General features: G+C 36.6%; 15 protein-coding genes, 1 tRNA gene and 1 pseudogene. 3 read left to right on the top strand and 14 right to left on the bottom strand.

From position 1 onward, the window contains the following. On the top strand, positions 1–351 hold a 351-nt coding region (gene lepB / locus WG67_RS08575; protein ID WP_458694907.1), incomplete at its 5' end, for a signal peptidase I. A 7-nt stretch (positions 352–358) separates the two neighbouring features. Here lepB and hscA read toward each other — a convergent pair. From hscA to iscU, 4 genes are read right to left on the bottom strand one after another with little or no spacing between them, the layout of a single operon-like run. Continuing rightward, a complete protein-coding gene (gene hscA, locus WG67_RS03825) occupies positions 359–2,107 on the bottom strand; it encodes a Fe-S protein assembly chaperone HscA (RefSeq protein ID WP_070356936.1) in 1,749 nt (582 codons plus the stop codon). Continuing rightward, positions 2,085–2,543, bottom strand: coding sequence for an iron-sulfur cluster co-chaperone HscB C-terminal domain-containing protein (locus WG67_RS03820; RefSeq protein WP_070356935.1), 459 nt, complete (start codon positions 2,541–2,543; stop codon positions 2,085–2,087). The genes hscA and WG67_RS03820 overlap by 23 nt, the downstream gene beginning before the upstream one ends. Continuing rightward, positions 2,536–2,949 (bottom strand): HesB/IscA family protein, encoded by a 414-nt coding sequence (locus tag WG67_RS03815; RefSeq protein WP_038199190.1) that lies wholly within the window; start codon positions 2,947–2,949, stop codon positions 2,536–2,538. Before WG67_RS03815 ends, WG67_RS03820 begins: the two co-directional genes overlap by 8 nt. 12 nt (positions 2,950–2,961) lie before the next feature. Continuing rightward, positions 2,962–3,345, bottom strand: a complete 384-nt coding sequence (gene iscU / locus WG67_RS03810) for a Fe-S cluster assembly scaffold IscU (RefSeq protein ID WP_007548853.1) — start codon at positions 3,343–3,345, stop codon at positions 2,962–2,964. 191 nt (positions 3,346–3,536) lie between these two features. Between iscU and ftsY the strand changes: the two genes are divergently transcribed. Then, entirely contained in the window at positions 3,537–4,448 is a 912-nt protein-coding gene (ftsY, locus tag WG67_RS03805; RefSeq protein WP_070356934.1) for a signal recognition particle-docking protein FtsY, read from the top strand. On the opposite strand, the gene radA is transcribed toward ftsY, so the two are convergent. Further along, positions 4,435–5,778 carry a DNA repair protein RadA gene (gene radA / locus WG67_RS03800; RefSeq protein ID WP_070356933.1) on the bottom strand — a complete coding sequence of 448 codons (1,344 nt, stop codon included), beginning with the start codon at positions 5,776–5,778 and terminating at the stop codon, positions 4,435–4,437. The two genes, ftsY and radA, sit on opposite strands and share 14 nt — an antisense overlap. A gap of 329 nt (positions 5,779–6,107) precedes the next feature. Here radA and WG67_RS08570 point away from each other — a divergent pair, with 329 nt between their 5' ends. After that, positions 6,108–6,284, top strand: a complete 177-nt coding sequence (locus WG67_RS08570; protein WP_218916201.1) for a hypothetical protein — start codon at positions 6,108–6,110, stop codon at positions 6,282–6,284. Positions 6,285–6,613: 329 nt separating this feature from the next. On the opposite strand, the gene WG67_RS07315 is transcribed toward WG67_RS08570, so the two are convergent. The 9 genes and pseudogenes from WG67_RS07315 to WG67_RS03760 all read right to left on the bottom strand — a co-directional run. After that, complete coding sequence (locus WG67_RS07315) at positions 6,614–6,823, bottom strand: hypothetical protein (RefSeq protein WP_245683354.1); 210 nt, start codon at positions 6,821–6,823, stop codon at positions 6,614–6,616. Positions 6,824–6,865: 42 nt separating this feature from the next. Next, positions 6,866–7,351, bottom strand: coding sequence for a coenzyme F420-0:L-glutamate ligase (locus WG67_RS03795; RefSeq protein ID WP_245683353.1), 486 nt, complete (start codon positions 7,349–7,351; stop codon positions 6,866–6,868). A 1-nt stretch (position 7,352) separates the two neighbouring features. Next, the gene (locus WG67_RS03790; protein WP_038199174.1) at positions 7,353–7,832 is read right to left on the bottom strand and encodes a dihydrofolate reductase; all 480 of its coding nucleotides are present in this window, start codon (positions 7,830–7,832) and stop codon (positions 7,353–7,355) included. Further along, positions 7,829–9,111: pseudogene (gene folP / locus WG67_RS07705) on the bottom strand (dihydropteroate synthase). The gene WG67_RS03790 and the pseudogene folP overlap by 4 nt, the downstream one beginning before the upstream one ends. Further along, entirely contained in the window at positions 9,108–9,494 is a 387-nt protein-coding gene (locus WG67_RS03780; protein ID WP_070356932.1) for a dihydroneopterin aldolase, read from the bottom strand. The pseudogene folP and the gene WG67_RS03780 overlap by 4 nt, the downstream one beginning before the upstream one ends. A gap of 39 nt (positions 9,495–9,533) precedes the next feature. Continuing rightward, complete coding sequence (locus tag WG67_RS03775) at positions 9,534–10,190, bottom strand: CADD family putative folate metabolism protein (RefSeq protein WP_070357057.1); 657 nt, start codon at positions 10,188–10,190, stop codon at positions 9,534–9,536. A 70-nt stretch (positions 10,191–10,260) separates the two neighbouring features. Continuing rightward, positions 10,261–10,337 (bottom strand) — tRNA-Ile (locus WG67_RS03770). A 42-nt stretch (positions 10,338–10,379) separates the two neighbouring features. Next, the gene (gene trxA, locus WG67_RS03765) at positions 10,380–10,703 is read right to left on the bottom strand and encodes a thioredoxin (protein WP_010962901.1); all 324 of its coding nucleotides are present in this window, start codon (positions 10,701–10,703) and stop codon (positions 10,380–10,382) included. 127 nt (positions 10,704–10,830) lie between these two features. Then, the coding region (locus WG67_RS03760; protein ID WP_458694906.1) for a ribonuclease D at positions 10,831–11,394 on the bottom strand (564 nt) is incomplete at its 5' end.

Here is an 11,394-nt window from a genome sequence, read left to right as displayed (position 1 = left end):
ATTGAAAGTTTTTTTGATTATGAGTCAAATCGTAACATACCAAGATATATAGAAACGCTTTTAAGTGGCAAGGAACATGAGATTTTGGTAGATGACATTTCTAATAAGCTATCATATAACACTCCGGTTTATTATGTACCTAACGATCAATTTTTCGTTATGGGAGACAATAGAAATAATTCTTTAGATAGTAGGTTTCCTGAAGTTGGTTTTGTACCAATGGAAAATATCATTGGGCGTGTAAGCATAGTTGGTTTATCATTTAAATTAGGAAAGGTCGATTGGTTACCATTTAATTTCAGGTTACCTGTTGCTTTGAGATTAAATAGGGTATTGCACAAGGTTGTGTAAGCTTTTTCTACCTATTTGTTAATTCACACAACTCTAAAGAAGAATTTTCTAACTCGGCGATAGTGTTGTTAATTTCATTCAAGTCATTGCCTTGTAAAGCGTTTTTTGCATTTTGTAATAGGTTTTTCAACTTTTGATCAGTGGAAAGGTTATTATTGTTTTCAACCAAGTGTATGAGTTTATTTCCATTAATTTTAGCACCTGCAAGGGAACGAGCCTTCATATCTTCGTCAAAACTGTTTATTGACTGGTTAACCATATTTTGAACATCAGCTTCACTCAAGCCAAAACTTGAATTTACTTTAACTGTCTGCTCAATTCCAGTAGTTTTTTCTCTTGCAGTAACAGTCAAGATTCCGTCAACGTTAACTGTAAATTCTATTTCAACTCTTGCAGAACCTGCAGGCAGTGGCGGTATACCTTTTAGTTCAAACTGCGCTAGAGATTTGTTATCCTCTATCATTTCACGTTCTCCCTGACAAACATGAATTTTCATTGCTGTTTGCCCATCAATATAAGTTGTAAACTCTTTTGTTTCTGAAACTGGCAGTGGCGTATTTCTTGGTATGATTTTTTCAACTATGCCTCCCATAGTTTCTATGCCAAGTGATAGAGGTAAAACATCCAGGAGAATATTCCTATCTTTTGAGCTGGAAGTTAAATCATGAGCCTGCAGAGCTGCCCCAATGGCAACTGCTTTATCTGGATCCACGTCATTTAGTACTTTATTTCCAAAGAGTTTGACTAGTGAATTTTGAACCAATGGTGTTCTAGTTGCACCACCAACTAAAATTACTCCTTTTATATCATCAATTTTAAGATCTATATCACTTATAGTACGAGTGACTATATTGATAGTCTTATTGACCAAAGAACTGATTGCCTGCTCGAATTCTTCTCTGGTAATTTCGCACTCAAATGGCTTGCCGTTAACATTAAATTCGAAGATACCTATAGTGTGATTGCTTAGGTACTCTTTCACAGAGCGTGATCCGATAAGTAAGGAATTTAGTTGCTTAGCCGTCTTTTCTCTATACTTATCAATCACAATTGAACTCAGCAAATGATCAAAATCATCACCGCCGAGTTTGGTATCACCACCAACTGCAAGAACTTGAAACACTCCTTGATGCAATTTCAATATCGAAATATCAAATGTTCCACCACCAAGGTCATAAACTGCATATATTCCACTGTTATTGTTCTTTTCAATGGAGTAAGAAAGCGCTGCAGCGGTTGGCTCGTTAACGAGGCGAAGAACTTCTATGCCAGCTAATTTTGCTGCATATTTAGTTGCGTTACGTGCTGAATCGTCAAAGTAAGCTGGCACAGTAATTACTGCTTTTTTTACTTCCAGCCCCTTAGACTTTTTTACCCTCTCACATAAAGCTTTTAATATCTCAGCAGAAATCTCAACAGGAGTAAGATACTTTTCCTCCGAACATTTTACTCTAATAACTTTTTCACTTTCGTTATCTATTTCAAAATAAACACCCATCTTGTTCAAATCTTTAACACTTTTACCCATTAAACGTTTTATTGAGTGGATTGCATTTGAGCCAACATCATAGCCAGTTTTCAATGTATTATTTTCACATGAAATGATAGAAGGTAATAGCTCTCTTCCCTGTTCATCTTTAAATATCTCCACGTTGCCAGCTTTATTTACCATAGCAATTAAAGAGTTGGTAGTGCCAAGATCTATACCAAAAACTACTTCATTTGAATTTGGTTCAGAAATTTGAATTGGTTGCATTTTTCTTCATCTCCTCAAATGACTTGTATAAATATTTCAATCTTAAGACTTGTGTAGCAGCTCTATCAAAATTCTTTACAGCAAAAGTGTTAATTAGATTTTTAATGCAACCTTTTATTTTTTCATCGATCATCCTACTTGCAAATTGTAGATCGTCGCAGTCTAGTAAGTACTCTCTTATTTCCATTGATTCACTTAATATTTCAGAATTTAAGTAGTCCTTTTGGCTTTTCACATTAAAAAAATCCAGCAAATGCTCAGCACGTTTTAGCGGTGACTTTAGTATCTGATAAGCTCTGTTAATATTTTCCATGTTTTGGGACTGTCTTTCATTTATATCAGTCCTGCTTAGCTCAATATATTTTTTCTCTAACTCATCAAAGCTGATATTGAAAGCTGGTTCAATTTCAAACAATGCAAAATAGTTGCTAGACATGAAAACTCTCTCCACAACCACATTTTCCTTTCTCATTAGGATTTTTGAAAACAAAACCCGATGAAAATTTTTCTTCTACATAATCCATTTCAGAGCCAAGAATAAACATGACGGATTTTGGGTCGATCAACACTTTAACTTTTTGGCCATCACTACAGTTTTCTTCAATTACCGACTCTAAAGGACGAGTATCATATGCATATTCAATATCATATTTTAAACCAGAACATCCTTTTTGCTTAATTAGCACTCTTATTCCTATTGCTTCTTCCGGTTTCTCAAGGTTAGTATGCTTCTTTTGGTCCAATAAATACCTTATCCTTTCTACTGCTTCCGCAGTTATAGTGATAAGTTTTTTATTCTTTTTTACAGTTTCACCTCCGCCTACTTCTTGATATTCACCCATGTTCGTAGCTTCTTAATTCTTTTGTTTACTTTGATAGTCATGAATAGCAGCCTTTATAGCATCTTCAGCAAGTACCGAACAGTGTATCTTCACTGGAGGTAAAGACAACTCTTCCACTATTTGAGTATTCTTTATCTGTGTAACGTCACTGATGGTTCTTCCCTTTATCATCTCTGTTAACAAGGAACTTGAAGCAATGGCAGAACCACAACCAAAAGTTTTAAATTTTGCATCTTCAATAACACCTTTGTCATTGACCTTTATCTGCAATTTCATTACATCACCGCACGATGGTGCACCAACTAGGCCAGTACCAACATTTGGATCATTTTTATCCAGAGAGCCAACATTCCTTGGATTTTCGTAATGATCTAAAATTTTCTCATTATAACTCATAAAATTACCTGTGAACCGCTATTCTACATTATAACATATTTAGGTTAAAAACTAAAGTAAAATACACTCAAAAAGTGTAATTTTTGTAAGGTAAAATTGTAGTTTTTGAGTGCATTTTACTTTACAAATTCGCGTAGTGCATGTCATTCTTTATATTGTAATTAAGTTTATAATTTAAAAAGGAGTATCCCTTGAGTTTGTTTAGTAACCTTTATCAGGGCCTGTTAAAAACTTCTTCTCGCTTTANCGACGGGGTGAAAAGTATTTTTTCTGGCAAAAAAAAATTAGATCAGTCGCTTTTAGATGAATTAGAAGAATTGCTAATTAGCATGGATATTGGTCATAAAACTTCCAAGTTGATTATCGATAGGCTCACAAGCATCAAATTTGACAAGGAAGTTGAGTATAATACCATCACACAGCAGCTAATGAGCGAAATAGAATCGATATTGAACCCTGCTGTGCAACCGCTAATTTTAAACAAAAAACCACATATAATAATGGTATGCGGAGTAAATGGTAACGGTAAAACCACGACTATAGGTAAGCTCGCATATAAATATAAGGAAATGGGAAAATCCGTTATGCTTGTTGCATGCGACACATTTAGAGCTGCTGCTAGTGAACAATTAAACATTTGGGCAGAACGTTCTGATTGCTTGATTGTTACTGGAGAGTACGGTAGCGACTCTGCAAGTGTGGCATATAGAGCTGTAAGTCAAGCTATAAAAGATAACGTTGATGTTGTTCTAATTGACACAGCAGGAAGGCTGCAAAATAATGTGAACCTTATGGAGGAGTTATCAAAAATATATAGAACGATAAAGAAATTGGATGACACTGCCCCTCATGACGTTATTTTAGTTCTTGACGCAACTACCGGCCAAAATGCTTATAGCCAATTAGAAGCATTTAGCAAAATGGTTAATGTTACCGGGCTAATCGTAACAAAGTTAGATGGCACTGCTAAGGGCGGAGTGGTAATTGGACTTGCAGAAGCTTATAAGATAAAGTTACATGCTATAGGAATTGGCGAAAATATAGAGGACTTAAGGGAGTTTACTAGCAAAGAATTTGCTGAAGCGTTATTTAATTGTAATTAAAGACTTCTCTTAATTCCCTTACGTGACCAAGCTTGATTATTTCAATATCATGAGAAGAATAGTTACCATTTTTAGGCATAATTGCTTTTTTGAATCCTAACTTTTGTGCTTCTTTTAGTCTGAGATCAGCATGCGAGATGTTCCTAATTTCTCCTGAAAGTGCAACTTCACCGCAGATTATTGAAGAAGTTGGCAGCGGTAAATTTACTATACTTGAAATAAGGGAAGCAGCAACAGCAAGATCAGCCGATGGTTCCTGTATTTTGAGTCCCCCTGCAATGTTTAGGTATACCTCTTTATCATGCAAAAACATTTTGCAACGAGCATTTAGCACCGCGATGATCATAGCCAATCTATTAATATCCCACCCAACTACTGCCCTTCTTGGGGTTGCCATATTAGTCCCTGCTATTAATGCTTGCACTTCCATTAAAATTGGTCTTGAACCTTCAATTCCTGCAAATACGGCGCTGCCAACTACTTCTCTGTCATGGGCCATCAGAAACAATGATGATGGATTATCAACAGGCACAAGTCCTGCTTCAGACATCTCAAAAACACCAATTTCATTTGCAGGGCCAAATCTATTTTTAATAGTACGCAAAATGCGATATTGATTGCTATTTTCACCTTCAAAATATAATACCGTATCCACCATATGCTCCAGAGTTTTGGGTCCAGCTATTTGTCCATCCTTAGTTATATGACCAACTATTAAAAGAGAAACACCATATTGTTTCGCAAGAATAGTTAATTCATGTGCGCAAGTACGAACCTGAGTTACAGTTCCTGGTGCCGATGTAATTCTGCTATCATACATTGTTTGTATAGAGTCAATTACTAAGAATTTAATACTTTTGTTTTCCTTTATTGTTGCTACTACATCAGTTAAAGACACTGTAGATAAAAGCTTAATTTTAGGTTCATTTATCTTAAGACGCTTTGCTCTGAGACTCACCTGCTCTAAAGACTCCTCGCCGGATACATAAAGACATTCAAAAGAGGAAAGTTGCACAACATTAGCTGCAATTCTAAGCAAAAGGGTGGATTTTCCAATACCAGGTTCGCCACCAATTAAAATGCTAGCACCTTGAACGATACCCCCACCAAAAACTCTATCTAATTCTTCTATTCCTGTTAAAAAACGACTTGGAGTGATAATTTCGCTACCCGATAACGTCTTTATTAAAATTGGTGCAGATATACTTCTTTTGCCCGTTTTTACTGCTATTTCCTCAACAATTGTATCCCAATTGTCACATGCGATGCACTTCCCTACCCACCTACCAGTGCTGTGACCACAGGATTGACATACATATACAGTTTTCATCAAAGCCAAAATTATTTTGTTGTAATTGTAATAAAAATTAGCTGAATATGCGAAGTAAATCTATAGCTAACCCAAGAAAGGGTTCCCTATGTCATACCGCGATTCATTCGCGGTAAAGCATAGATCCCGCTAACACGTAGCGGGATGACGAGGTCATGCCACCGCGCGAACCGTCATACCGTCACGGTATCTCTAGATCCCGCTAACACGTAGCGGGATGACGAGGTCATGCCACCGCAAACCGTCATACCGCCGCGGTATCTCTTAGCCGCTAACACGTAGCGGGATGACGGTTGTCGTTTAGCCATAAACATTAAGAAATTTACCAAATGAAAAAAAAGGCAAAAGAAGCCCCGTGGTTATTATCCGCTTTAAAATATTGGCGTTTTTTATGTTTTAAACGCTTGACAAGCAAGATTAAGCTGCTTTTAATTGCAACTAACTTACGCTGCAAATGTTTAAGAAGTTTACTAAGCAGAAAAAAAGACAAAGAATCCCCGAGTTAGCTAGTCTTTTACTATCTCTGTCGAGTATTGGCATTTTTTGATGTCTTGTAACGCTTTATAAGCGCGTTCAGCTTATTTAGATAAAAATCTAGATGTAGATGAAGTTTTGTAAAGACATACAGTATCTATGTACTGCAAAAAATTAAACATAAGACGCCGATACATTAAGTAATCCTTACCTTTTAATCTGCAGATTGGCGAAAGCAAATACAATAGCTTTACTATCATGATAAGGGCGCTGGCGAAGGGTGTCAAGTAAGTTTTTTGTTTCTATTCCCAATGTTATATGGTTATGTAAGAAGTCTAATAGCAAATTTTTAAGTTCCTCTTTAACTCTTTAACCAGCGGGCTCGCATGAGGAGAGGAGAGTAAAGGTCCTCTTCCATAGATATCTTCACACTTTTTTCTTCTTCTGTAGTTGGCGGACGAGTAAGAAAGTGAATCTTTGGTGCGCCACTAATTATTGCCATTGGTGTTTGCTCCGCCCCTTCTCCCATAACTAAAACAGCAGTGACGTTACACAGATAAAGAATACTCAAATAGTGGAACTTGCAGTGGTTGATCATAAAGATCTGGCTTGCCTATATAGGAATAAAATGGTTCAAATCCACACCAACCAAGAGCAACGCCCGTAACCCAAGGCGCATAGGTGTTATGTTACTATCTGTAATCAAAATACCAAGATGTTTTATGCAGTGTTTTGTCTTGAGATAGTTCCATATGGATAGAGCTGTTTTCTGAACATCCTTTGGGTATAAAATATACATTTCATTACCATTTGATTCATCAATACCAGCAGATGGAATTAAGATATTGTCTTTGATTGTTAAATAGATGCCGTAAGAATTATGGTCTACATCAACAATTGCATCAGCTTCTCTTTTGATTAGCTCTTCTTTAGAACAAGCAGTTTTGCAAACCACTTGTTTTTGACAAATAGAAATGATTTTTGATGTGATAGCAAGAACAACTTCCTCTCTTAGCAACTCTGAAACATAGCGATCAAGAACCTGCTCTAATACTTCTCCACATTCAATGCGGTGGGTATAAATTGCTTCAACATGCATATTAACGTGTCAGCTTGCATATAGTATAATCTTTCGTTTTGGTGAGAATAGTTTTATGCCATCCATCAAGAAGTGTTAAGTTGAAATATACATCACCTTTATAGGGTTTGTGAATTTCTGTTATGATAAATTCTGAGATTAGATCATACTCCAAAAAAAGATGCGCTATTTGTGCTCCACCAATCATGAAGACTTTAGAATTACTTTGGATTGACAAAAACTCTTGCATAGAAGAAATAATAGTGCATTTTACTCCTCTGTTAAAACAAGAATTTAATTTGTCACGAGAAAAAACAACAGGGATACGATTCCCTAATATGTCTTGAGGCATAGTTTCAAATGTCTTTCTCCCCATAACAATAACTTGTTTTTCAGTCACCTGACGAAAATGATCTAACTCACTTGGATAATGCCAGGGCAATCCATTATTTATTCCAATTACCCCCTTGGGATCAACAGCCATAATTCCGATAACTATCATCCCTGTAAAGCAGCTTGAGCTACAAAAAATCGCATGTGATCACGCACATTATGCACTCGAAGGAAATCAACCTTGTTGTGTAATACAGATGATGTAGCAATTGTTTCTAAATCTCGGTTAAAGACAGGTTCTGTAGAAAAAGAAGAAATAAATGACTTTCTAGAATGGCCAACCAGAACTTTGCAGCCAAAATTTTGTAACGTTTCTATACTGCGTAAAATCTGGATATTCTGGTACATAGATTTGCCAAAACCAATACCAGGATCAATAATGATCGAGCTTTGATCAAAACCTAGAGCTAGTAATCTATTAATGTTCCTTTCTGCCCAATTATTTATGGTATCAATTGGATCAATGTCACTTGGGATAATGTTGTCACTATGTGGTGGTATGGAGAGTGAATGCATAATAACGATACTACATCCACTGCTAGCAATCGCTTTTAAGGTATTATCATCTAGATCTCCCTTCTGATCGTTTACCCAGGCAATGTTGTAGTGCTCCAAAACATTCAAAATAACATCTGGCCAGAAACTATCAATGCTGGTCTGGTAGAGTCACCAACTTTCATATACTGATTGAGATTATCAAGCACTGGTTTTAAGCGTGCATATTCTGCTTTTGGAGTTTGTATTGAGGAGCCAGGTCTTGTTGATTGAGCACCAAGTTCAACTATGCTTGCACCATCTGATAACAGCCGCAGTGCCTGCTTGGTTGCTTGATCTGCATCATAATAAAGACCACCATCTGAAAATGAATCAGGAGTAATATTGACAATACCTACAAGCTCTGGTGAAAGCGTAAAACTCCTTAAAAAGCAATCCTTAATGTTAGGGTTAACAGTACCAAACGTTTTGTTAACTACTGCCATAGGGTTCAGCATTGTCATCAAGTGAAGCAAAAATGGTCTGTTTATCAATTCTGGGTGAGGAATCTTAAGGTAGGGTGTATCAAGTGTCAGGTCATCCCATAACAAAATATCCAAATCAATAACGCGAGGTGCCCATTTTTCATAGACCTGCAGACGGCCAATGTCACATTCAATTTGTTTAAGGCCCTTTAACAGCTCTTCAGGAGAAGAAGAACAACTTCCATACACAACCATATTTAGAAATGGCCTGTCCCACCCAGGTGAAGCATCATTTGGTAAAATAGCCTTAGTTTCCAGAATAATTGAAGATTTTAAATTTTTAAAATAGCGCTCCTGCAGTAACTGAGCAGCCTTTTGTAAATGGGAAAAGCGATTTCCTATATTTGAGCCAACAGAAATGTAAATCATTCTTGCAACGCATTACGATAAGTAAAGAAAATACCTCCATGCACACTGGGGACAGGTGGTGCAACTTTGTGAATAGTTACGCCTATAGAAGAAATAATAAGCTTTTTTTGCATCACAAGGTTATTAATGGTCCTGTATATATCATGAGTTAAATGCTCGATTAAGTTGAATTGCTTGCTTTGAACGAGAGATTGAATACTCTGAACTACCTCCAAGTAGCATATAGTATCCTCAAGCCGGTCAGTTGTAAGTCCTAAAGGGGGGGATTTAAAGGTAAAATCAATATTAACACTAACTAATTGAGAATGATACTTCTCTTCTGCACTATAGCCTAAATGAACCCAAAGCCGTAAGTCAGATATAAGAAGATTACATGCAGACATTGCATTCCAACATCACTGAGTTTAAGCTACTTACAACTACTAACACACGCTAGCATTCATCATTCCATCAAGAAAACCCCACAAGAGCCTTGCTCCCTTTTGAGCACCCTGCATAACTTTATCTTGCTCTTTTTCATCTAGATCTTCAATAAGATTTGCACATTCCTCAGAATGCCATTCATCAGCATGCATATGGACCGTAAAAAATTGAAGAGAACGCTCATCACTTATTGAATAGTGTTTTTTTAAACCTTCAATTTTAGACTTGGAAACCTCTGGAGTTTGACGTTCGTAAGCGTACAAGGCTCCAAGACCTGCTGCAAAACCTGATCTTACAATGTCAAAGTAACCATCAATTAATTCTTGTGTCTCCTTAATCTGTGCAGTTTCACGAAGATCAGATCGCGCAACGCCAAGCCCTTCAGCAAAACGTTTCCATAACTCTGGATGATTTTTATCACCTTGTTCCTCTTCTATTAAATTACCAAGTAAAACCTGTCGCATTTTTAGATCTGGGCACAGAAAATGTATACCACTGATGTAACGAGGAAACGCAGCAACATGGTGATAATATTCTTTAGCATAGGTTTGTAAAGCTTGCAAGCTTAAGCTTCCTGTATTCCATGATTGGTAGAATGGATGATTTAGTAAGTGCAATTCATCTAACTTGTTATTTAGAGACTTAGTAAATCCCATCATTTCCCCCATTACATTAATATATAGTTCATATACTATAGTTTTCTCATTGTTACGATCATGCTAACAATGGTGGGATTGGTAGGACTCGAACCTACGGCCAATTCGTTATGAGCGAACTGCTCTAACCGACTGAGCTACAATCCCTTTTATCAATATTTATAATACACACAAAAGCAAATTTGTCTATTAGCTTATTTCACTATCAACCCAACTTAGCAGATCATTTGTTGCACCAATTTTGCGTGCAATTTCCTTACCATCTTGAAATATAATCAAAGTAGGTATAGATTGAACCCCATACTTACTTGGCACTTCAGTCCCTTCATCTATGTCGAACTTGCAGATCTTAATCTTGCCTTTTCTGTCTTTAGCCAACTGTTCAATACGCGGCATTAGACTTTTACATGGCCCACACCATTCTGCCCAAAAATCTACCAGAACAAACCCTTTATAGTCAGTGACTTCAGATTTGAAATTTTGATCATTTACCGGTGTAATATCATCACTCATAAAATACCTAAACTTAAAACGATTGCTTGTAAAATATAGCGTATCTATTAGCAGTTAATCAACTAAATTCTTACCGCAGAGCTTGAAAAATTGCCCTAAAGTGTTTTGCACAAACAAAAAACTTCTATTACATCTGGTGGTTAAAGATATCCACGTTTTCCCAACCCATTAAGTCTAATTCAATACGAGTAGGAAGAAATTCAAAGCACTTTTGGGCCAATTCTTTTCTATTTTCACGCTCCAGCATTAAGTCTAGCTTTTCCTTTATCCTGTGGAGATACAAAACATCAGATGCAGCATAACTTTTTTGTTTGTCTGTTAAATTTTCATTTCCCCAATCAGAAGATTGCTGCTGCTTATTTAGTTTGGTATCAAGCAGCTCTAAGCACAACTCTTTTAAGCTATGATTATCTGTGTAAGTGCGAACTAAACGTGAAGCTATCTTTGTGCAATAGCACGGAAGTGCCCAAGTTTCCAAGTAATAACGTATTATGCTCACATCAAATCGCGCGAAGTGAAATATTTTAGTTATATTTTTATCCTCTAATATTTTTCTTAAATTTGGCGCTGTATAATCGTTCTTGAGTTGAACTAAGTGAGCGTTGCCATCATTAAAAGAGAGCTGCACAAGGCATAATCTATCTCTGCTATGAAGTAGCCCCATTGCCTCGGTATCAACAGCTATAGACCT

The organism is Wolbachia endosymbiont of Drosophila incompta (assembly GCF_001758565.1).
GTDB classification, from domain to species: Bacteria; Pseudomonadota; Alphaproteobacteria; order Rickettsiales; family Anaplasmataceae; genus Wolbachia; species Wolbachia pipientis.
Note: the sequence above shows the minus strand (reverse complement) of the source record. Positions and strands in the feature narration are given on the sequence as shown.

Bases quoted from the DNA above. Each gene is read 5' to 3' on its own strand.
- WG67_RS03815 (WP_038199190.1), bottom strand. From the start codon at position 2,949: ATGGGTGAATATCAAGAAGTAGGCGGAGGTGAAACTGTAAAAAAGAAT.
- WG67_RS03775 (WP_070357057.1), bottom strand. From the start codon at position 10,190: ATGGGATTTACTAAGTCTCTAAATAACAAGTTAGATGAATTGCACTTA.
- WG67_RS03795 (WP_245683353.1), bottom strand. From the start codon at position 7,351: ATGCATGTTGAAGCAATTTATACCCACCGCATTGAATGTGGAGAAGTA.
- iscU (WP_007548853.1), bottom strand. From the start codon at position 3,345: ATGAGTTATAATGAGAAAATTTTAGATCATTACGAAAATCCAAGGAAT.
- WG67_RS08570 (WP_218916201.1), top strand. From the start codon at position 6,108: ATGAAAAAAAAGGCAAAAGAAGCCCCGTGGTTATTATCCGCTTTAAAA.
- radA (WP_070356933.1), bottom strand. From the start codon at position 5,778: ATGAAAACTGTATATGTATGTCAATCCTGTGGTCACAGCACTGGTAGG.
- hscA (WP_070356936.1), bottom strand. From the start codon at position 2,107: ATGCAACCAATTCAAATTTCTGAACCAAATTCAAATGAAGTAGTTTTT.
- WG67_RS03780 (WP_070356932.1), bottom strand. From the start codon at position 9,494: ATGTCTGCATGTAATCTTCTTATATCTGACTTACGGCTTTGGGTTCAT.
- trxA (WP_010962901.1), bottom strand. From the start codon at position 10,703: ATGAGTGATGATATTACACCGGTAAATGATCAAAATTTCAAATCTGAA.
- WG67_RS03820 (WP_070356935.1), bottom strand. From the start codon at position 2,543: ATGTCTAGCAACTATTTTGCATTGTTTGAAATTGAACCAGCTTTCAAT.
- WG67_RS03790 (WP_038199174.1), bottom strand. From the start codon at position 7,832: ATGATAGTTATCGGAATTATGGCTGTTGATCCCAAGGGGGTAATTGGA.